General features: G+C 72.5%; 17 protein-coding genes and 2 pseudogenes. 10 read left to right on the top strand and 9 right to left on the bottom strand.

The window, feature by feature from the left end; translation table 11 throughout:
• The first annotated feature begins 505 nt into the window (after positions 1-505).
• Together ABZ454_RS06555 and ABZ454_RS06560 are read left to right on the top strand one after the other, a co-directional pair.
• A complete protein-coding gene (locus tag ABZ454_RS06555) occupies positions 506-1474 on the top strand; it encodes a hypothetical protein (RefSeq protein WP_359536348.1) in 969 nt (322 codons plus the stop codon).
• A gap of 188 nt (positions 1475-1662) precedes the next feature.
• Positions 1663-2160, top strand: a complete 498-nt coding sequence (locus ABZ454_RS06560; RefSeq protein WP_359536349.1) for a cupin domain-containing protein — start codon at positions 1663-1665, stop codon at positions 2158-2160.
• A gap of 64 nt (positions 2161-2224) precedes the next feature.
• Here ABZ454_RS06560 and ABZ454_RS06565 read toward each other — a convergent pair whose 3' ends face one another.
• The gene (locus ABZ454_RS06565) at positions 2225-2989 is read right to left on the bottom strand and encodes a MerR family transcriptional regulator (protein WP_359536350.1); all 765 of its coding nucleotides are present in this window, start codon (positions 2987-2989) and stop codon (positions 2225-2227) included.
• 130 nt (positions 2990-3119) lie between these two features.
• Here ABZ454_RS06565 and ABZ454_RS06570 point away from each other — a divergent pair, with 130 nt between their 5' ends.
• Together ABZ454_RS06570 and ABZ454_RS06575 are read left to right on the top strand one after the other, a co-directional pair.
• Positions 3120-4625 carry a hypothetical protein gene (locus tag ABZ454_RS06570; RefSeq protein WP_359536351.1) on the top strand — a complete coding sequence of 502 codons (1506 nt, stop codon included), beginning with the start codon at positions 3120-3122 and terminating at the stop codon, positions 4623-4625.
• 35 nt (positions 4626-4660) lie between these two features.
• Positions 4661-4834 (top strand): annotated as a pseudogene (locus ABZ454_RS06575) (NAD(P)-dependent oxidoreductase); the annotation flags it as partial.
• Positions 4835-4928: 94 nt separating this feature from the next.
• On the opposite strand, the gene ABZ454_RS06580 reads toward ABZ454_RS06575, so the two are convergent.
• Positions 4929-5774, bottom strand: coding sequence for an LLM class F420-dependent oxidoreductase (locus ABZ454_RS06580; protein ID WP_359536352.1), 846 nt, complete (start codon positions 5772-5774; stop codon positions 4929-4931).
• Between the two features lie 97 nt (positions 5775-5871).
• Between ABZ454_RS06580 and ABZ454_RS06585 the strand changes: the two genes are divergently transcribed.
• Together ABZ454_RS06585 and ABZ454_RS06590 are read left to right on the top strand one after the other, a co-directional pair.
• Positions 5872-6228, top strand: a complete 357-nt coding sequence (locus ABZ454_RS06585) for a hypothetical protein (protein WP_359536353.1) — start codon at positions 5872-5874, stop codon at positions 6226-6228.
• A gap of 169 nt (positions 6229-6397) precedes the next feature.
• The gene (locus ABZ454_RS06590) at positions 6398-7921 is read left to right on the top strand and encodes a CehA/McbA family metallohydrolase (RefSeq protein WP_359536354.1); all 1524 of its coding nucleotides are present in this window, start codon (positions 6398-6400) and stop codon (positions 7919-7921) included.
• 85 nt (positions 7922-8006) lie between these two features.
• Here the strand turns inward: ABZ454_RS06590 and ABZ454_RS06595 are convergent, their stop codons facing one another.
• The gene (locus ABZ454_RS06595; protein ID WP_359536355.1) at positions 8007-9260 is read right to left on the bottom strand and encodes an MFS transporter; all 1254 of its coding nucleotides are present in this window, start codon (positions 9258-9260) and stop codon (positions 8007-8009) included.
• Between the two features lie 314 nt (positions 9261-9574).
• On the opposite strand from ABZ454_RS06595, the gene ABZ454_RS06600 reads away from it, so the two are divergent.
• The 3 genes from ABZ454_RS06600 to ABZ454_RS06610 are packed head-to-tail and all read left to right on the top strand — an operon-like array spanning position 9575 to position 11041.
• Positions 9575-10060 carry a DUF3995 domain-containing protein gene (locus ABZ454_RS06600; RefSeq protein ID WP_359536356.1) on the top strand — a complete coding sequence of 162 codons (486 nt, stop codon included), beginning with the start codon at positions 9575-9577 and terminating at the stop codon, positions 10058-10060.
• Positions 10061-10115: 55 nt separating this feature from the next.
• Positions 10116-10556 carry a sigma factor-like helix-turn-helix DNA-binding protein gene (locus tag ABZ454_RS06605; RefSeq protein WP_359536444.1) on the top strand — a complete coding sequence of 147 codons (441 nt, stop codon included), beginning with the start codon at positions 10116-10118 and terminating at the stop codon, positions 10554-10556.
• Positions 10553-11041 (top strand): hypothetical protein, encoded by a 489-nt coding sequence (locus ABZ454_RS06610; RefSeq protein ID WP_359536357.1) that lies wholly within the window; start codon positions 10553-10555, stop codon positions 11039-11041. The genes ABZ454_RS06605 and ABZ454_RS06610 overlap by 4 nt, the downstream gene beginning before the upstream one ends.
• Before the next feature lie 6 nt (positions 11042-11047).
• Here ABZ454_RS06610 and ABZ454_RS06615 read toward each other — a convergent pair whose 3' ends face one another.
• The 5 genes from ABZ454_RS06615 to ABZ454_RS06635 all read right to left on the bottom strand — a co-directional run bounded on the left by ABZ454_RS06615 (position 11048) and on the right by ABZ454_RS06635 (position 17411).
• Entirely contained in the window at positions 11048-12511 is a 1464-nt protein-coding gene (locus ABZ454_RS06615; RefSeq protein ID WP_359536358.1) for an aldehyde dehydrogenase family protein, read from the bottom strand.
• On the bottom strand, positions 12508-14247 hold the full coding sequence (locus ABZ454_RS06620) for a D-aminoacylase (protein ID WP_359536359.1): 1740 nt from the start codon (positions 14245-14247) through the stop codon (positions 12508-12510). Before ABZ454_RS06620 ends, ABZ454_RS06615 begins: the two co-directional genes overlap by 4 nt.
• Before the next feature lie 167 nt (positions 14248-14414).
• Complete coding sequence (locus tag ABZ454_RS06625; protein ID WP_359536360.1) at positions 14415-15536, bottom strand: LLM class flavin-dependent oxidoreductase; 1122 nt, start codon at positions 15534-15536, stop codon at positions 14415-14417.
• Between the two features lie 125 nt (positions 15537-15661).
• Positions 15662-16447: a glucose 1-dehydrogenase gene (locus ABZ454_RS06630; protein ID WP_359536361.1), complete on the bottom strand. Its 786-nt coding sequence runs from the start codon at positions 16445-16447 to the stop codon at positions 15662-15664.
• A 10-nt stretch (positions 16448-16457) separates the two neighbouring features.
• Positions 16458-17411: an LLM class F420-dependent oxidoreductase gene (locus ABZ454_RS06635; protein WP_359536362.1), complete on the bottom strand. Its 954-nt coding sequence runs from the start codon at positions 17409-17411 to the stop codon at positions 16458-16460.
• Positions 17412-17599: 188 nt separating this feature from the next.
• Here ABZ454_RS06635 and ABZ454_RS06640 point away from each other — a divergent pair.
• Positions 17600-18058, top strand: a pseudogene (locus tag ABZ454_RS06640) (RNA-guided endonuclease TnpB family protein); the annotation flags it as partial.
• A gap of 56 nt (positions 18059-18114) precedes the next feature.
• On the opposite strand, the gene ABZ454_RS06645 reads toward ABZ454_RS06640, so the two are convergent.
• Positions 18115-20028: an AMP-dependent synthetase/ligase gene (locus ABZ454_RS06645; protein WP_359536363.1), complete on the bottom strand. Its 1914-nt coding sequence runs from the start codon at positions 20026-20028 to the stop codon at positions 18115-18117.
• Between the last annotated feature and the right edge of the window lie 9 nt (positions 20029-20037).

A 20037-nucleotide genomic window follows, 5' to 3' on the forward strand; every position in this document is an offset into this window, starting at 1 on the left:
CAAACGCGCCTCACCACCGCGCGTCCCGCATCGCTCTCAACTCCTCGCCCCCTCCCCGGAGCACGACGGTCCACGACTCCGGGCCGGCCGTCCGGGGCCCCCGTCGACGTGACCCCGGACGCCCGGTCCGGCTTCGTCGACCACGCCCGTCAGGCTGATCCGGAACGCGTGTCACCGGGTCGCGGGAAACCGCGACCCGGTCGCTCACGTCGCGGCTCTCCGCGTCGCGGTGGCCCACGACGTAAAGGCTTTTAAAGGCTCTTGGAGAGAACTGAATACCCACCCAACCCCACCGGCGTCCCCGTCACCCGCACGGGTGAGGTTCGCCAACTGGGCTGGATTTTCACCGGGTTGCCTGGCATATGCTCGCCGCACCAATCACGACTTCTGACGGCCCCCGCCGGGACAGCAATCCCGAGGCGGGGGCCTGACCAACGAGGAAGGCAAAAACTTCCTGATGGATGCCTCGCAGGTTATCGCGGCCCCCTACGCCCCGCCATGCGGTGTGGAACATGTCAACGTCCGCCACACCGAACGCTTCACCGTCGTGGGCAACCACCTCAGCCAGCACCGCGAACTCTCGCTCGCCGCCCGGGGCCTCGCCCTGCACATCCAGTCCCTGCCACCCGGAGCCCGGATCGGCATCAAGGCCCTGGCCGCCCGCCTCCCCGCCGACAGTGAGCACCGCATCGCCGGTGCGCTGCGGGAGCTGGAGCAGCACGGCTACCTGACGCGCACGCGGGAGCGTTCGCCGGAGGGCCGGGTCTACACGCGCACCGTGTCGTACAACCACCCGGACCCCGCCGCCCGAGGCAAGGCCCAGACGCACACGGTCAACCAGACGCACACGGTCAAGCCGAGCCAACCCCGCCCGGCACCGCCCCCCGCGCCCGCACCACCACCCGCCCCCGCGCCACCGCCCGCCCCCGCACCGCCGCCTCGCGCGCACCCCGCGCCCGCGCCACCGCCCGCGCCATCGCCCGCACCCGCCCCCGCACCACCCCCTCCCGCGCACCCCGCACCCACACCCGCACCGCCGCCTCGCGTGCCCCCTCCCACCGCGAAGAAGCCGCCGCCCCCACCGCTCCCCCAGCCGCTCGAACCCAGGCCCCAGTTCCTCCGCGCCGCCGCGCTCCTCCTCGTCGGGCTGCAACGCCAGGATCCCGGACTCCGTCTCACCGAAGCCGACATCGACTTCCTCGCTCCCGGGGTCGCCGCCTGGTTCGAGCGGGACGCCTCGCCCGCCGCCGTGCGCAAGGCCCTCACCGAGGACCTGCCCCGGCCCGTGCGCTTCCCGGCGAAGCTGGTGCGGCACCGGCTCACCGCGCTTCTCCCGTCCGGGCCTTGCCTGCCTGCCGCCTACCGGCCCGTGCCCCTGCAGAACTGCGACGACTGCGACCGGGCGTTCAGAGCGCCTGAGCCGGGCAGGTGCGACGACTGCGAGGGCGATCCGTACCGCACCGGACCGGCCTGAGCCCGCCGAGGGCGGCGGAAGCGGCAGCGCGGCGTCTCAGAGGCCGCCATGCCCGCGTTCCGTGCCACCTGTCGACCTGTCACCTGTCGACCGGTCCCCTCTCGACCTGTCCTCGGGCGACCTATCCTCGGGAGACCTATGCTCTGCCGATCGCGCAGAGGATCACTGCTCGCCCACGGGAGTTGCCCATGTCCCTCGTCCTGCCCGACTTCTCCTCGTCGGTGATCGTCCGCTCCGCCGACGCCGAGGTGGTCGGCGGCGCCCCCGCCACGATCCGTCTGCTGGCCGACAGCAGCCAGACCGGCGGGGCCCTGTCCACCCAGCGGGTCACCCTCGCGGGCGGCGCGGACGGCGCGCGTCCGCACCGCCACGACAACTCCGCCGAGATGTTCTACATGCTGGACGGCGCCGCCCAGTTCCTCTCCGGCGACGAGGTCGTCACCGCGGAGCCCGGCGATCTGGTCGTCGTCCCGCCGGGGCTCCCGCACGCCTTCGCCGCCGCTCCCGGGTGCGACGCCGACATCCTCATCGTCATCACGCCGGGCGTCGAACGCTTCGAGTACTTCCGCCACTTGAAGCGCATCGCGCTGGGCGAGGTCACCCCGGAGAGCCTGCTGGAAGTGCAGGAGCTCTACGACACGTACTTCCTCGGGAGCACGGCGTGGGACGGGGCGCGGGGCAAGTAGGCGGCAGCCGGAGGTCTGCAGCCCTCCGGCTCGCACCGTTCCCCCGCCCGTCAGCTCAGCTCGCTCAGCTCAGGCGGGCGTCGGCGTAGGCCGTCATCGCTTCTGCCTGGTACGCCGCCAGGCCGTCGGCGATGCGGTCGAAGTTCGCCCGCATGCGGGGATCGTCCACGTAGGTCCGGGCCAGGCCCTTGTACGCCTCCGCGTTCGGGGTCCAGAACCGGCAGACACCCCGGTAGTGCGCCTCCGTCTCCGCCTGCACCGCGGGATCGTCGGCCGGCGTGCCCGCCACCATGAACTCCGCGAGACGGATCATCTGCGCGGTGGCCTCACGCTGCCACGCCTCCTGGTCCGCATCGGTCATCGTGTCCCTGGCCCGGCGGGACTCCTCCCACGCCTTCGGCCACCGCTCACGCACCTCGGCATCCTCCTCCGCGGTGTGCTCAAGGCCCTCGAACAGGTTCTCCGGCCTGTTGATCTTCGTCATCCCGTCGCCGTCCTTTCCTTCCTCCAGTTCGGCGATGGTCCGCTCGACCGTCCGCACGAGCGTGTCCAGCCGGTCGCGCTCCTCACGCAACCGCCTGTGGTGCTCGCGCAGTGCGCTCACCGGGTCGGTGCGCTCGTCCAGCACGCGCCGGATCTCACGCAGCCCCAGACCCAGCTCCCGCATCAGCAGGATCCGCTGCAACCGCAGCAGCCCCGCCTCTTCGTAGAAGCGGTGCCCGTTGCTCCCCACACCCGCCGGCGGCAGCAGGCCGATCTCGTCGTAGTGCCGCAGCGTCCGGGACGTCACTCTGGACATCCGCGCCACCTCCGCGATCGACCAGGCCATGGCCGCGCCTCCCCGCACCGGGCCGGTCCCTCCGGCCCCACACACGACCGTAGGAGTTGACGCAGCGGAAAGCGCAACCCCGGCCCGACGACGGGCCGTGCACGCGGGGCAGCGCGTGGGATCATCCGCTGTGACTCCAGAGCAGATATGGGCAGCCGCCGGTCCGGCCGAACGCCGCCTGGCCGGTCTGGCGCTCAATCCGGCCGCGCCCGTCGACGTCCTGCTGCGGCTCCTCGCGGACGGGTCGGACGCCGTACGGATGGTGCTGTGCCGGGACCGGGTCCTGCCCGGCCCCGTCGTCGACGCGGCGGTGGCCCACCCGGACCGCGACACGCGCAGCTTCTTCGCCCGGAACCCGTACGTCGATCCGGAGCAGCGCGCCCGGCTGGTGGACGATCCGGAGTGGTTCGTACGGGCGCATCTGGCCTCCGAGCCGCGGGCCGCCGACGTGTGCCGGCCCCGGCCGCTGCCGGACCGGACCGTCGTGCGGATCATCGAGACGTACGAGGACGAATGGCGGGGAGGGCTCGGGCGTCAGATCTCACCGGGTCTGCGGCGTGCGATGGCCACCCACCCCTCACCGGCGGTGCGCAGGATGGGGGCCCACTCCTGGGCCTCGCTGGCGCCCGGCGTACGGGACGCGCTCCTGACCGATCCGGATCAAGGCGTCCGGGATGCGGCCGCCGACTCCCGGCGCCGGTACGAACAGCTCCGCGACCCGGACGCGGTGCGGGAGGACCTGCCGGCACACCACTGCCATGCGCGCACCCATCTGCTGATGTACGGGGCCTTGGCCCCCGATGTCATCGCGGAGGCGTGGGACGAGAGCCCCTGGTTGATCGCCGCCAACGCCAGTACGCCGGCGAAGACCGTGGCGCTGCTGGCCGCACACCCCGACGCCGAGGTGCGGGCCCGGGTCGCCGAGCGGTCCGACCTGGGGCCGGCCGAGCGCCGCGCACTCGCCGTGGACCCCGATCCCGCGGTGCGCCTGGCCGTCTCCGTACACCCGGCGTGGAGCGAGGCGGAGCGTGCCGCGATCGACTACGAGGTCCCGCAGGAGGAGTGGTACGGCCACCTGCCGGTGTACGACCCGGAAGCACTGCCCGGCCCTGAGCAGACCCGCGACCTCGCGCTGTCCGCGCACCCGCTGTTGCGGCGGCGGGCCGCATGCGTGCCCACCCTGCCCGCCGGCCTGGTGGCGCGCCTGGCCGACGACACCGACCTCGGCGTACGGGTGCTGCTCGGCCAGAACCATCCGGACGCCCCGGCCGCGCTGCTGCTCCGCTGCTTCCTGGAGTACACCGGCCGTGACCGGTGGCATCTGACCGGTCACGGCAACTTCCCCCGCACCGGACTCGCCCGGTTCGCCGACGACGACGATCCGGCGGTGCGGCGGCTGGCCCTCCTCGACGCCGGGATGCCGGCGGACACCGCCGACCGCCTCACCCGCGACCCCGACCCGCAGGTCCGCGCGGACGCGGCACGCCACCCCCGGCTGCCGCAGGACCGCATCGCGGCGCTCCTCGACGACCCCGAGCTCGCCCATCGGGCCGCCGCGAATCCCGCCCTGCCCCTCGCGACGATGGACCGGCTGGTCGCCACGGCCGGACGGGAACGGTCCGGGCCGGTGCCGTGACCGGGGGAGGGGGGCTCCGCTGTCCCGGGCCGGCCTACACCAAGGGTGTCGTCTCCAGCCTCGCCATGCAGGTGGCCGGCACGCCGGCCTTCCCGAGCACCGCCGAGCAGCAGGGGGTCAGCCCGGAACGCTTCAGCCCCTACTTCGAGCTGATGCGCCGCCGCCTGGCCGAGGGCAGCGGCGAGGAGGACCTGACGGGCGTGATCGACTGGTGCACTGACCGGCCACTTGCCGCCCGGGAAGCGACCGTGCTGGTCACAGGCCCCGTTCGAGTAGCTGTAACCAGCACTTCCGCATCGCGCCCTAGAGGTACTCCGCGTACGCGTCCAGCGCCCGCAGGACCTCCGGTTCGGCGGCGGGCGGCAGTTGGAGGACGACCTCCTCGATGCCCAGGTCCGCGTAGTGGGCCAGTTTGCCCGGACTCGGCAGGACCGCGTACGGGATCACCTGGAGGTCCTTCGGGTCGCGGCCCGCCGACTCCCAGACCGTACGGAGCCCGGGGACGGACTCCGTCAGGCCCCGGCCACCGATCGGCATCCAGCCGTCCGCGTACTCCGCGATGTGCGCGAAGAGCTTCGGACCCGCCGCGCCGCCGATCAGGGTGCGCGGGCCGATGACCGGGCCACGGGGCTGCTGGAACGGCTTCGGGTGGGCGTGGCTCGCCCGCACCGAGCCGAACTCCCCCTCGTACGCCGTGGGTTCCTCGGACCACAGGGCCCGCATCAGCGCCATCCGGTCCCGGCCGAGCTCCCGGCGCGTCGACCAGTGCACGCCGTGGTCCGCCGCCTCCTCCACGTTCCAGCCGAAGCCGAGGCCCAGCGTGAAACGGCCGCCGGAGAGGTGGTCGAGGGTGGCGATCTGTTTGGCCAGATCGATCGGGTCGTGCTGGGCGATCAGGGTGATGCCGGTGCCGAGCGCCAGCCGTTCGGTCACCGCCGCGGCCTGGGCGAGGGCGACGAAGGGGTCCAGGGTGCGGCCGTACTCGGGCGGCAGGTCGCCGCCCCCCGGGTAAAGAGTTTCCCTGCTCACCGGGATGTGCGTGTGCTCCGGAAGATAGAGCCCGGCGAATCCCCGCTGCTCAAGCTGGTGCGCGAGCCGCACCGGTGTGATCGTTTCGTCGGTGAGGAAGATCGTTGTGGCGATCCGCATACGAGGACACCTCCGTCGTTGTCTGGTGGCGGCTCAAACGTATGCCGTACGGTGCGCAAAGCCGAGCCTTCGGCGACTTCGGGGGAGGTCGATCCTCATGGTCCGTACGCGCACCCGCACCGTTCTCACCGCACTGTTCCTGACGGGCGTACTCGTCGGCGGCGCACCCGCCGCCGCGTCGGCCGTCACGCCCGCTTCCGTGGCCGCCGTGTCCCGTACCGCGTCCTCGGTCCAGGGCACGGGGCACGTGAGTGCGGCGGCGGCCGTCCACACCGGGGTGCGCGAGGCCGCGCACCCGTACACGAGCAAAAGCAAGAGCAAGAGCAAGAAGAAGCGGCGGAAGCACGGCTCGGGCGGGTTCGGGGGCGGCCTGATCCTGGGGATCGTGCTGGCCGTGGTCGTGGTCGGCATCATCGCGTTCGTGCTCGTCTCGCGCTCACGGCGCAACTCCTGAAGTCCGCATCCCACGCCGCCCGGCCGGTGGCGTGGGATGCGGATTCACCCGGCTTCCCGGCTCCCGTCCCGTCGGATCACCGGCGTTCACGCGGCGTTCACGGGTTCCCGGCACGGTGTCGGGGGACGGACGAACCCGTCCAGGTCCATGACGCCCCGGGAGACCTCACATGCCCGCACCGCATCCCGCGCACCGCCCGATCGCCAGGCGCGGCCTGCTCGTCGGCACGGCCGCCACCGCCCTGACGTTGGGCACCGTGAGCTTCGCCGACGCCGCAGACGCCCCGGAAGACGCAACCAGGACCCGTACCGTGCGCGGCGTCCTGCCCACCGGGTCGCCCGACTACGTCTACCTGCCCGTCGACGTGCCGCCAGGAGTCGCCGAGATCGCGGTCTCGTACACGTACGAGAAGCTGCCCGTACCGGCCGGCACGCAGGGCAACGCGCTCGACATCGGCATCTTCGACGAGCGCGGCACGGGGCTGGGCGGGCCGGGGTTCCGGGGGTGGTCCGGCGGGGCGCGCGGCAGCTTCTTCATCCGGGCGGACGAGGCGACCCCCGGCTACCTCGCGGGGCCGGTACGCGCCGGGACCTGGCACATCGCCCTCGGCCCGTACACCGTCGCGCCCGACGGGCTGCCGTACGAGGTGACGATCACGCTGCGCCTGGGCCCTGCCGGGTCCACGCCGGAGCCCGTCTACCCGCCGGAGCGTGCGAAGGGGCGCGGGCGGGCCTGGTACCGCGGGGACTGCCATCTGCACTCCGTCCACTCGGACGGCAAGCGGACCCCGGCCGAGATCGCCGCCGCCGCGCGCGCGGCCGGACTCGACTTCATCAACAGCAGCGAGCACAACACGAGCTCCGCACACGGCGCCTGGGCCGGGCTGTGGGGCGACGACCTGCTCGTCCTGACGGGCGAGGAGGTCACCACCCGCAACGGGCACGTGGTCGCGCTCGGCACGGATCCGGGGACCTGGGTGGACTGGCGCTACCGGGCCCGGGACAACCGGTTCGGGCACTACGCCAGGGCCGTGCGCCGGGCCGGCGGTCTCGTCGTGCCCGCCCACCCGCACGCCACCTGCATCGGCTGCCACTGGAAGTTCGGCTTCGGCGAGGCGGACGCGGTGGAGGTGTGGAACGGGGCGTACACGCCGGAGGACGAGATCGCCCTCGCCGAGTGGGACAACTCGCTGGTGGCGGCAGTCCGTTCCTCCCGGCCGTGGATTCCGGCGATGGGCAACAGTGATGCCCATCGGGAGCCGGACAAGGTCGGTCTCCCGCAGACCGTCGTGCTCGCCGACGAGCTCTCTCGCGAGGCCGTCGTGGCCGGGATCCGGGCCGGGCGGTCCTACATCGCCGAGTCGTCGGCCGTCACCCTGTCCTTCGGCACCTCGGGCGGACGCGGGCACCATGCCGGGATCGGTGAGCGGCTGCGGGTCCAGGGGGACGACACCCCCGTCACCGTACGGCTGGAGGTCACCGGCGCACCCGGCTGCACCGCGCACTTCGTCACCGACCAGGGCACCCTGTTCACGGCCACGCTCCCGGAGTCGGGCACGGGGACGGTGCAGTGGGGGACGACGCCTGCCTACGCCGCCTATGTACGCGCCGAGGTCCGCCATCCGGCCTCCGTGCCCGGGCTGCCCGGAGCGCTTGCGGCACTCACCAATCCGGTGTTCCTGGAGGGCCGGTAGTGCTTGGTCATGAGGGTGCCGGACCCCGCACCCACATGACCAAGCACTACCAGGACCTGGCGCTTCGCCCGGACAGCGACGGGGGCTAGAGAGCCTGCCGGACGGGCGTGGCCGGATGGCTCAGGGAGGTGGCTGCGAGGGCGCGCAACCGCTGGGCGCAGAAGCGTTGTTGTACGAGGGCCAGCCCCGCGACCACCGTCCCGAGCACCAGCCAGCCCGCCGGTCCGGCCGCCATCACCACCCCGGTCAGCAGCGGCGGCCCGGCGGACTTCTGGATGGACTGGGACATGCCGGCCACACCCAGATACGCGGCGCGTGCGTCGGGCGGTGCGAGCAGGACGGCCAGCTCCCACGAACTCACCGACCGCATCAGCTCCGCCAGGGTGACCAGCACCGCCGCCGCGAGCAGGACCGCCGCCGCCGTCCAGGTCCCGCACCGGGCGGCGGCGGCCAGCAGGGCGCAGCACGCGAACATCAGGACCCCGTACAGCAGCACCGTGCGCAGCGCGCGGTGCGGCCCCTCCGCCCGCCTGGACACCGTCAGTTGCAGCGTCACGACCAGCACGGTGTTGATGACCAGGACGGCCGGGACGAGGGCATGGGGTGCGGAGGTGCTGCTCGCCAGCCACAGGGGGAGGCCGACCCCGAGGACCGAGTCGTCGAGGTTCATCGGGATGTCGAGGAGGACGAAGCGGAGGTAGCCGCGGTCCCGCCACGGGCCCTTCGGCCGGTCGGGCTCGCGGGGGCCTGCGTCGGAGGCCGAGGGGGCCGGACCCATCGCCCGCGCCACCTCGGCCGTCACCGTGTCGCGCGGCTCCCCGGTGCGCCGGACCAGGAGCGCGGCGACGACGAAGGACAGCGCGTTGGCGAGGATCATGGCCCGGTAGGCGTCCGTGGTGCCCACGGCCAGGCCGACGGCCGCCAGCCCCGCACCGACGCCGTAGCCGGCGTTGGCCGCGCTGCGGGACAACGCCTGGTAGGCCGCCCGTCGTTCGCCCGCCGCGCGGGTGGCGAACAGCATCTCCAGCGTCTTCGCCGCCCGGTCGCCGAGATAGGTGGCCGCGATGACGGGGAGCAGGGCCGCGAATCCGGTGCACGTCAGTACCAGGAGGAGAGTCACCAGCCGGAGCAGGTGGCAGCCGATCAGCAGCGGGCGGACCGGGAAGCGTCCGGCGAGCCGTCCCGCCAGGGGTGAACCGGCAATGCCCGCCACCCCGGCCGCCCCCAGCAGCACCCCGATCTGCTGGGGGCTCAGGTGCGTGACGAAGGTGAGGTAGAGGACCGACGAGGCGGCCCACAGGCCGGACCCGGTGCGGTCGACGGCCAGGGCGAGCAGCATGATCCGGGAATCCCGGCCGCCGGGCGGATTCCGCAACTGAGCCAACAGCCCCTGACCGCCGCCGCGCCGCCCCTTCCCCGAACTTCCGCTTCCCGCCGTGCGGCGCACCGCCCACCCCCGGTTATCTCGACATCAAGAGACTTGCAGACCGGGGGAAGCCTGCCGGGCATTATTCTCGATGTCAAGATACTTGATAGCGAGATACTCGCCCGCGCTCCGGATCCCGAAGGTCACGGGAACGAATCCGCGTTCCCCTTCCTCTGTGGGGTGACACACCACGTCACCGCTGTCCACAGCCCCGCGGAGGAGCCCCCGTGATACCCGAACACCTGTTGCCGACCCGCCGCGCCGCGGCCACCGCCGTCGCAGGCGTCCTCACCGCCGACGGACTCCTGCACGTCCTCTGGTCCACGGGCAGTACCTGGCCCGCCGGGGACGCCACCTCCCTCTCGTACGCCGTGCTCGGCATCGACGCCCCGTTCACACCGCCGGTCGTCCTCCCGCTGGCCGCCGTCCTGTTCGGCGGTGCGGCCCTGGTGACCGCTCGCGCCCGACTGGGCCGCGCCCACCGGCTGGGCCGGCTGCTCCAGGCCGGGACCCTCGCGGTCGCCTGCGGCACCGCACTGCGCGGGGCGGCCGGGCTCGGGTGGGCGCTGGGGCTGCGCACGGGGCTGGACGCCAGGGCCGGAGCCTCGTTCCATCTGCTCAACTGGTCTCTGTACACCCCCCTTTGCCTGCTGCTCGCGGCCGCCGCACTCCGGGTGACGGCCAGGGAGGACATCCCCGCCCGTGCCCGATGACCACGCCCGCGCCACGCGCCTGGTGGTGGCCGCCCAGCGCGGGGACACCCTCGCGATGAACGAGCTGCTGGACGTCCTCGCCCCGTACGCGGCCCGCATCTGCACCCCCATCGCGCTGGCCGACGGACCGGACGCCGTCCAGGAGACCCTCGTCGCCGTCTTCCGTGGCCTGCGCACTCTCAGGGAACCGGCAGCCCTGTACGGATGGGTGCGGTCCATCGCCTGCCGGGAGGCGGTCAGAGTCGCCCGGCGCACCGCCAGGTCCATGCCCGTCGACCTCACCGCGCTGCCCCAGCGCGGGGATCCGCAACTCGGCACCGACATCGGTGACGTCCTCGCCCGGCTCTCCCCCGAGCACCGGGCCGTACTGGTCCTGCGCGACGTCGAGGGCCTGGACGAACAGACCGCCGCCGCCCTGCTCGACCTGCGGGTGGGCACCGTCAAGTCCCGCCTGCACCGGGCCCGGGACTCCTTCCGGAAGGCATGGACGTCATGACCGACACCCCCCTCCCCTCGTGGCCCGCGGCCGCGCCACTGGACCCCGTGCGACGGCTGCGCGCACTCGCGGCCGGGGTGCGCGGCGCCCGGGTCACCACCCGGGAGATCCCCGCACCCTGCGCGGCCGTGGAGCCGCTGCTCGCCGACATCGACGGGGAACTCGCTCTCCTCATACCGGACATGCGGCGCCTCAAGCTGACCCGCGCCGAGGGCGACCGGGTCGAGGCAGTGGCCCGCAGCCGATTCGGAATGGACGCCCGCTTCCGCGGGGTGCGCCGTCCCGGCTGGCTCTGGCTGCAGAGCCGCTTCGTCCTGATCGGCATCGCGGCCGCCCCGTCCGAGACCACCCCCGGCCACACCGTGGTCGCCTTCACCGGTGGGGTCCGCGTGCCGGGTCGGGCGGCCCTGGTCCCGGTCGGTGTGGGCCGGGCGGGCCGCACGGTGCTCGGCAGGCTGGACGCCCGCCTCACGGCGCGGGGGTGAGGCCCCTCAGCCCGGCCAGACGATCGCCTGGAGTTCGCTGTACGCGTGCAGCGCGTACGAGCCGACGTCGCGCCCGACACCGCTCCGCTTGAACCCTCCGAACGGGGCCTCCATATTGCGGCCGATGGTGTTCACCCCGACCCCGCCCGCGCGCAGCCGCCGGGCGATGCGGAAGGCGCGGGCCACGTCGCCGGACCAGACGTAGTCGATCAGTCCGTAGTCGCTGTCGTTGGCCAGCGCGACGCCCTCCTCCTCGTCGTCGAAGGGGACGACCACCACGACGGGACCGAAGATCTCCTCCCGCGCCACGCGCATGTCGTTGGTGCAGTCGGCCAGCAGGGTCGGCGCGACGTAGAACCCCCGGCCGGTCGGGTCCGGGCGTTCGCCGCCGGTGACGACCCGGGCGCCCTCCTTGCGGCCCAGCTCCACGTACGACTCGACGCGGTCGCGGTGGGCCGCCGAGATGACCGGGCCGACGACCGTGCCCTTCGCCCTCGGGTCGCCGACCGGCAGATGCCCGGCGTACGCGGTGAGCTTCTCGATCAGCGCGTCGTGGACGCCCCGCTGGACCAGGACGCGGGTCGGAGCCGTACAGATCTGACCGCTGTAGAAGGAGAACGTCGTCCCGATGCCCGCGACCGCCGAGTCGAGGTCGGCGTCGTCGAGCACCACGGCGGCGCCCTTCCCGCCGAGCTCCATCAGCTGTCGCTTCATGTGCCGGCCGCAGACCTCCGCGATGCGCTGCCCGACGGAGGTGGAACCGGTGAAGCTGACCATGTCGACGTCCGGGGAGTCCACGGCGGCCTCACCCGCCTCCGCGCCGGAGCCGCTCACCACGTTGACGACGCCCGCCGGCACGCCCGCCTCCGCGAGCGCCGCGGCCATCCGGTAGACGGAGAGCGGGTCCTGGGGGGCCGGCTTCACCACGACCGTGTTCCCCATCGCGAGCGCGGGCGCGACCTTGCCGGCCGGGTTGGCCCAGGGGTTGTTGTACGAGGTGACGCAGGTGACGACACCGACCGGCCGGCGGCCGGCGAGCGCCCCGAAGATGCCGGCCCGGCCCATCGGCCCGGCCTCGTTGATCTGCGGCGGCACGGCCTCCTCGACCGGTTCCAGCGCTCCCTTGGCGTACCGCCGGAAGCGGGCCGCGCCCACGGCGACCTGCATCCCGCGGGCCGTCCCGGTGGTGGCGCCGCTCTCCGCCTGCGCGAGGGCCGCGTTGGCCGTGAAGTCGCGTTGCATCAGGTCCGCGGCGCGGTCGAGGATCGCGGCGCGTTCCTCCGGGCGGGTGCGGGACCAGGCGCCGAACGCCTCACGGGCCGCCGCGGCCGCCTCGTACACCTGGGCGCGGCTCGCCTCGGGGGCGAGACCGACGACCTCCTCGGTGGCCGGGTCGACGACCTCGTAGTGGCCGGCGGCCGGTTCGGTCCACTCGCCGTCGATGAACAGCCGCTGGGGCGCCGTGGTCATGTCGTGCTCACCGTCCGGGTGTCGCGGCCGGAACGGAGCACCGTGCCGGGGACCGCGCCGGTCACCTTGTCGTCGCGCAGGGTCTCCACCCCGTTGACGCGGACCGACACGATGCCGAGCGCCTTGGAGTCCAGCCGGGGGCTGTCGCCGGGCAGGTCGTGGACGAGGGTGGCGGGCCCCGCGTCGACGCGTTCGGGGTCGAAGAGGACGAGGTCGGCGTGGAAGCCCTCCTCGACGCGGCCGCGGTCGCGGAGGCCGAAGAGGCGGGCCGGGTCGTCGGTCAGCATCTTGACGGCCCGTTCCAGCGGCACGAGCTTGCGGCCGCGCAGACAGTCGCCGAGGAAGCGGGTGGTGTACGGGGCGCCGCACATCCGGTCCAGATGGGCGCCCGCGTCCGAGCCGCCGAGCAGCACGTCCTCGTGCTCCCAGGTGCGCTGCCGCAGCGCCCACGAGTCGGGGTCGTTGTCGGTGGGCATCGGCCACAGGACCGTACGCAGGTCGTCGGCCGCGCAGATCTCGACGAGGCAGTGGAACGGGTCCAGTCCGCGCTCGGCGGCGATGTCCTTCACGACACGGCCGCTGAGGCCCTCGTTCGCCGCGCTGTAGGTGTCGCCGATGACGTACCGGCCGAAGTTCGCGAGGCGGCGGAAGACGCCCGCCTCCTTGCTGTCGGCGCGGCGCAGCATCTCGGCCCGGGTGTCCGCGTCCCGCAGCCGCTCGATGCGCTCGGGTACGGGCAGGGCGAGGATGTCGCCCCAGCCCGGGATCAGGTTGAGGGCGCAGAACGTGCCGAGGGACATGTTCATGGGGGTGAGGATCGGCATCGTCAGCGCGACGATGCGGCCGCCCGCGCGGCGGGCGCGTTCGCTGGGGATCAGCTGGCGCGGGACGCGTGCGGGGACGGCGGCGTCGATGGTCAGGACGTTCCAGTTGAGCGGGCGTCCGGCGGCGGCCGTCATGTCGACGAGGAGGTCGATCTCCTCGTCCGAGAACTGGTCGAGGCAGCCGGCCACGATCGCCTCGATCTGCGTGCCCTCGTGCTCCCCGACGGCCCGGGACAGGGCGAGCAGCTCCTCGGGGAGCGCGTGCCGGGAGGCGACCGGCTGCCCGTCGCCGTCGGAGTGCGTGGAGGACTGGGTGGTGGACAGGCCCCACGCCCCCGCGTCCATCGCGTCGTGGAAGAGGGCGAGCATGGCGTCCAGTTGGGCGGGGGTGGGCTGCCCGCCGACGGCGTCCGCGCCCATGACGTGGCGGCGCAGGGCACAGTGCCCGACCATGAAGCCCGCGTTCACGGCGATCCGCCCGTCGAGCGCGTCGAGGTACTCGCGGAAGCTGGACCAGCTCCAGTCGACGCCCTCCTCCAGGGCCTTCAGCGCCATGCCCTCGACCCGCGCCATCATGCGCCGCGTGTAGTCGGCGTCCTCGGGACGGTCCGGGTGGAGCGGGGCGAGGGTGAACCCGCAGTTGCCGCCGGCGACGGTGGTGACCCCGTGGTTCATCGACGGGGTGGCGTACGGGTCCCAGAAGAGCTGGGCGTCGTAGTGGGTGTGCGGGTCGACGAAGCCGGGCGCGAGGACGAGGCCGGTGGCGTCCTCGGAGTTCGCGGCGTCCTCGGCGACGGTGCCGGGCTCCGCGATGACGGCGACGCGTCCGTCGCGGATGCCGACGTCCGCGCAGTAGGAGGGCCCGCCGCTGCCGTCCACGACGGTCGCTCCGCGGATGAGGTGGTCGAGCATGACGGGGTCCCTCCCGTGGTGTCCGGGGCAAAGGTGTGCGCCGGGGTGCGTACGGCCGCGGTACGCACCCCGGCCCGTGGAGCGGCGGTCCGGGAAGACGCCGCCCGTGTGTGACCGGGGGCCCCGCCCCCGGACCTCCGCTCCTCGACAGCCGGAGCGGCTCGCGGTCAGGCCGCGTCGCGGAACCGCGTCGTCCGGTGGACCGGGTCCGTGTCGATCTTGGGAATGACGTGCTCACCGATCAGCTTGATCGAGTTCATCGTGTCCTCGGGACTGATCCCGATCGGCAGCCCGAAGCTCAGCTGGTCGGCGCCCGCCTGCTCCCACCGCCGGCACTGCCCCAGCACCTCGTCCGGATCGCCGCAGATCATCAGCTCCTCGGCGATCAGCAGCTCGATGATCTCCTCGGAGTACTCCGGCAGCAGCTCCGGCCACTCCGGGATCCCCTCCGGCCGGGGAAACGTGTCGTGGTAGCGGAACAGCAGCGACTGGAGGTAGTTCAGCCCGCCGCCCACCGCGATCTCGACGGCCTTCTTGTGGGTCTCGGCGCAGATCGCCGTCGAGGTCACCATCACGTTGTCGTTGACGAAGTCACCGACCGGCTCGGCGTCCTTGACGGCGTTCTTGTAGGACTCGACGACCCACTCCATGTCGGAGACCTTCTGCACGCTGAAGCCCAGCACGCCGAGGCCCTTCTTCCCGGCCATGGCGTACGAGGGCGGCGAGCCGGCCGCGTACCACATCGCCGGGTGCGACTTCCCGTACGGCTTGGGCAGGATCTTGCGCGGCGGCAGCGACCAGTGCTTGCCCTGGAAGCCGACGTACTCGTCCTGGAGCCACATCTTGGGGAACTCGGCGATGGTCTCTTCCCAGAGTTCCTTCGTGTGGTTCATGTCGGTGATGCCCGGCATGAACCCGAGGATCTCGTGCGTACCCGCCCCGCGGCCGGAGCCGAACTCGAAGCGGCCCTCCGAGAGGTGGTCCATCATGGCGACCTTCTCGGCCACCTTCACCGGGTGGTTGACCGGGGCGAGCGGGTTGAAGATGCCGGAGCCGAGGTGGATGCGCTCGGTGGCGTGTGCGAGATAGCCCAGGTACACGTCGTTGGCCGACAGGTGCGAGTACTCCTCCAGGAAGTGGTGCTCGGAGGCCCAGGCGTACTTGAAGCCGGACTTGTCCGCCTGGATGACGTACTCGGTCTCCTCGATCAGCGCCTTGTGCTCTGCCCCGGGGTCGGCCTTGGCCCGCGCGGCGGGCACGTACCCCTGTACAAAGAGCCCGAATTCCAAGGGGGTTCACCGTCCTCAATCGTTTCTGACACACCGTCAGATTCTGCTGCGTCCGACTGTTCCACCGACACCCCGACCCGTCAATACCTGATGGCTCGTCAGGTCGCGGCGCTCGGGCGGCCCGGTCAGAAGAGGCTGACGCCGGCCAGCCACCCTCCGTCGATGACGAACGGCTGACCGGTGATGTACGAGGAGTCGTCCGAGGTCAGGAAGAGCGCGAGCGCCGCCACCTCCTCGGGCCGGCCGATCCGGCCGAGCGGCACGAGCTTCCTGTACAGCGCGCCCACGGCCTCCGCCGTCTCCTCGGGGTCCGCGTCCGGGTCCAGCGCCGCCGGATTGGTCATCGGGGTGTCCACGGCGCCGGGGCACATGGCGTTGACCCGGATGCCCTTCGCGGCCAGCTCCACGGCCGCCACCTTGGTCAGACCCAGCACGGCGTGCTTGGTCGCGGCGTACGCGCCGACGAACGCCATGCCGGTGAGCCCGGTGTAGGAGGACGTGTTGACGATGGTCCCGCCGCCGGCCGCCTCGATCTCGGGCGCGACGGTCCTGATCCCCAGGAACGCCCCCACCTGGTTGACCTGCACCACCTGCTGGAACTCCTCCAGCGGCGTGGACACCAGCTCGTTGAAGCGCAGGATCCCCGCGTTGTTGACCAGCCCGTCGATCTTCCCGAAGGCGTCCTTCGCCACGGCCACGGCGGCCTGCCAGTCCGCCTCCCGGCTCACGTCCAGGTGTGTGAAGAGCGCGACGTCCTCGCCCAGCTCCTTCGCGAGGGCCTCGCCCTGCTCGTCGAGCACGTCGGCGAGCACCACCCGCGCACCCTCGGCGGCGAACAGCCGCGCCTCCTGCTCACCCTGCCCGCGCGCCGCGCCGCTGATCAGCACGACCCGCCCGTCCAGCTTGCCCATGGCCTGACTCCTACCTGTCGAGGTTGTCGAGGTGAGGTGCGACGTCGGCGGCGAACGCCGCCATCTGGTCGGTCAGTTCATTCCTGCCGCGGCTGCGGAAGCGCACCTGGATCTGGTGCACGCCCATCGCGCCGTACTCCCGCAGCGACTCCGCCAGGGCCTCCGGCTTCCCGCTGAGCGTGCGCCGCCCCACGGACCAGCCCGGCTCCCCCACGTACAGCGGTTCGGTGATGGCCCCGACGACGATCGGCTCGGCGACCCCCGCCTCCTCGCGGAGCGCGCGCAGCCGGCCGATCTGCGCGGGCAGCTTCTCCCGTGGGTCCCCCTGCGGCAGCCACCCGTCCCCGCGCACGGCGGCCCGCCGCACCGCCGCGGGCGACGACCCGCCCACCCAGACGGGCACCCGCTCCTGAGCGGGCCGTGGCAGCTGCCCGAGCCCGCTGAAGGCGAACCGCTCCCCCGCGAACTCCGGGTACTCGTCGGGGCCGAGCGCGGCCTTGAGCGCGTCGATGCTCTCGTCGAGAACGGCGCCCCGCCCGTCGAAGTCCGCCCCGAGCGCCTCGAACTCCTCCCGCACGTGCCCGGCCCCGACCCCGAGGATCAGCCGGCCGCCGCTGAGGTGGTCGAGGGTGGCGTACTGCTTGGCCGTGGCCAGCGGATGCCGCAGCCCGACGACGGCGACATGGCTCATGAGCAGCACGCGCTCGGTGATCCCCGCGAGGAAGGCGAGCGTGGCGACGGGGTCGTACCAGACGGTGCTCATCGCCCCCGCGAGCCTGCGGGGGATGGCGACATGGTCACAGCTCGCCAGATAGGTGAAGCCGGCACGGTCGGCGGTGCGGGCGATCTCGGCGAGGTCGGCCGGGGTGGCGCCGGCCTCCCACGGCTCCGCGTAGATGGCGCTCTGCGACTGGACCGGAAGCTGCATCCCGTACGACAGCGGTCCGGTGGGCGGTATCGGCACCGAACGGCCTCCTTCCCCTGGTGACCCTGACACGAATCTGACGGCTCGTCACATGACAAGCGGGGTCATCGTCGTACCTGACGCCTCATCAGGCAAGGGGTGGCCGGCGAGTAGGCACTCAGGGGATCGCCAGCGGCGCGGGCCGGTGACAATCGGCACGAATGTTCTTATGTACAGCTATAACCTGACGGGTTACCCGTGCTCATGCGCAGGTCGCTGATGCGCGGCGCGAGTTCCACCACCAGCTTTCCACACGGATCATCCGCGATAACCCAGCGGTGGCTGTGGAGGACCTGGCGGTCAAAGGACTCGCCCGCACACGTCTGGCCAAGTCCGTGCATGACGCGGGGTGGGCGTCGTTCGTCGCGATGCTGGAGTACAAGGCCGCCTTGTGCGGGCGAGACTTCATCAGGATCGGGCGCTTCGAGCCGACCAGCCAGGACTGCTCCGCCTGCGGTACCAAGGACGGCCCCAAACCCCTACACGTCCGTGTCTGGCAGTGCCAGGGGGGCGGGGCAGTCCTGGACCGGGACATCAACGCGGCGGTCAACGTCGCACTGGCCGCCGGACTGGCGGTATCAGCCTGTCGAGCGCAGGTAAGACCGGGATCCCTGATCCCGGCACAGCGCGAAGAAGCAGGAACCCGCCGAGACGGCCAACCAGCCGTGGCAGGAATCCCCGTCCATTGGGCGGGGAGCGGAAGTCATTTCCGGTACAGCTCCTCGATCTCTGCCTCGAAGTCCCGCGCGATCGCGTCCCGCTTCAGCTTCAGGGACGGCGTCAGATGGCCGCCCTCCTCGGTGAAGTCCACGGTCAGTACGGTGAACTTGCGGATCGACTCCGCGCGCGAGACGAGCCGGTTGGCCTCGTCCACCGCGCGCTGCAGCGCCGAGCGCAGTTCCTCGTCGTGGACGAGCTCGCCGATCGGCACGTCCCCCTTCTTCTTCATCTGGCGCCAGTGGGCCAGCCCGTCCGGCTCCAGGGTGATCAGGGCGGTGACGAAGGAGCGGTTGTCGCCGACCACCATGCACTGGCTGACCAGCGGGTGGGCGCGCAGCCAGTCCTCCAGCGGGGCCGGGGTGACGTTCTTGCCTCCCGAGGTGATGATGATGTCCTTCTTGCGGCCGGTGATCGTGAGGTAGCCGTCCTCGTCGAGCGCGCCCAGGTCCCCGGTGGCGAACCAGCCGCCGTCCAGGACGGGGACGGCCGCGCCGCGTGCGGTGTCCCAGTACCCCTGGAACACCTGGCCGCCGCTGAGCAGCACCTCGCCGTCCGGCGCGATGCGTACGGCGGTGCCCGGCAGGGGCCAGCCGACCGTGCCCAGGCGTGGCTTGAGGGGCGGGGTGACGGTGGCGGCGGCGGTGGTCTCCGTCAGGCCGTAGCCCTCGAAGATCTCGATGCCGGCGCCCGCGTAGAAGGCGGCGAGCCGGCGGCCCAGCGGGGAACCGCCGCAGATCACGTGGCGGACGTGGCCGCCGAGCGCGGCCCGGATGCGGCGGTAGACCAGCGGGTCGTACAGCGCGCGTGCCGCCCGCAGACCCACGCCCGGGCCGGGGCCCGTGCCGTGCTCGGCCGCCTCGACGGCCTGGCCGTAGCGCTGGGCGATCCGGGCCGCCCGGTCGAAGGACGAGGCCCGGCCCATCTTCTCGGCGGTGGCCCGGCCGGTGTTGTAGACCTTCTCCAGTACGTACGGGATCGCCAGCAGGAACGACGGCTTGAAGCCGGCCAGGTCGGCGAGCAGGTCCTCGGTCCTGATCGACGGGGCGTGGCCGAGGCGGACCCGGGCGCGCAGACAGCCGATCGCGACCATCCGGCCGAAGACGTGCGACAGCGGCAGGAACAGCAGGGTGGACGCCGGGTACTTGCTGACGGACCTGAAGACCGGGTGCAGCAGTTCGATGGCGTTGTCGACCTCGGCGAAGAAGTTGCCGTGCGTCAGGACGCAGCCCTTGGGGCGGCCGGTGGTGCCCGAGGTGTAGATCAGGGTGGCCGCAGACTCCGGCTCCAGGGTGGCGCGGCGGGCCGCGACGACGGCGTCGGGGACGTCCTCGCCGAGCTTCTTCAGCCGCCCGAGCGCGCCCGTGTCGAACTGCCAGAGGTGGGCCAGGCCGCCGAGCTGTTTGCGTTCCTGGCTGATGACTCGACTCTGTTCGGCCGTCTCGACGGCGCAGGCCACCGCGCCGGAGTCCTGGAGTATCCAGCGGGCCTGGAAGGCGGACGAGGTCGGGTAGATGGGGACGGTGACCAGGCCGGCGGCCCAGGACGCGAAGTCGAGCAGGGTCCACTCGTACGTCGTGCGCGCCATGATCGCGATGCGGTCGCCGCCCCGCAGGCCCTCCGCGATCAGGCCCTTGGCGACGGCGAGGACCTCGGCCGCGAACTCCGCCGCCGTCACGTCCTGCCAGGTGCCGTCCGGCTGCTTGCGGCTGAGCACGGCGTCCGCGGGGGCCTCACGGGCGTTGTCGAACGGGATCTCGGCGAGCGAGCCGCGGCGGACGGGCCGGGCGAACGCCGGTACGGAGACCTGCTGGACGCTGCCGTCGGCGGCCCTGACCTTCGTCGGCTCGACCAGGACGGGGGTGGACGGGGCGGTGGGTGGGGCGGATCGCGTGGACACGTGCGGCTC

Origin of the sequence: Streptomyces sp. NPDC005803, assembly GCF_040630435.1 — a bacterium.
GTDB lineage: Bacteria > Actinomycetota > Actinomycetes > Streptomycetales > Streptomycetaceae > Streptomyces.

Coding starts and splice junctions, on each gene's coding strand:
- ABZ454_RS06580 (WP_359536352.1), bottom strand. CDS start 5,774: ATGCGGATCGCCACAACGATCTTCCTCACCGACGAAACGATCACACCG.
- ABZ454_RS06605 (WP_359536444.1), top strand. CDS start 10,116: ATGAACGAGCTGCTGGACGTCCTCGCCCCGTACGCGGCCCGCATCTGC.
- ABZ454_RS06610 (WP_359536357.1), top strand. CDS start 10,553: ATGACCGACACCCCCCTCCCCTCGTGGCCCGCGGCCGCGCCACTGGAC.
- ABZ454_RS06585 (WP_359536353.1), top strand. CDS start 5,872: ATGGTCCGTACGCGCACCCGCACCGTTCTCACCGCACTGTTCCTGACG.
- ABZ454_RS06590 (WP_359536354.1), top strand. CDS start 6,398: ATGCCCGCACCGCATCCCGCGCACCGCCCGATCGCCAGGCGCGGCCTG.
- ABZ454_RS06630 (WP_359536361.1), bottom strand. CDS start 16,447: ATGGGCAAGCTGGACGGGCGGGTCGTGCTGATCAGCGGCGCGGCGCGC.
- ABZ454_RS06615 (WP_359536358.1), bottom strand. CDS start 12,511: ATGACCACGGCGCCCCAGCGGCTGTTCATCGACGGCGAGTGGACCGAA.
- ABZ454_RS06560 (WP_359536349.1), top strand. CDS start 1,663: ATGTCCCTCGTCCTGCCCGACTTCTCCTCGTCGGTGATCGTCCGCTCC.
- ABZ454_RS06565 (WP_359536350.1), bottom strand. CDS start 2,989: ATGGCCTGGTCGATCGCGGAGGTGGCGCGGATGTCCAGAGTGACGTCC.
- ABZ454_RS06620 (WP_359536359.1), bottom strand. CDS start 14,247: ATGCTCGACCACCTCATCCGCGGAGCGACCGTCGTGGACGGCAGCGGC.
- ABZ454_RS06595 (WP_359536355.1), bottom strand. CDS start 9,260: ATGCTGCTCGCCCTGGCCGTCGACCGCACCGGGTCCGGCCTGTGGGCC.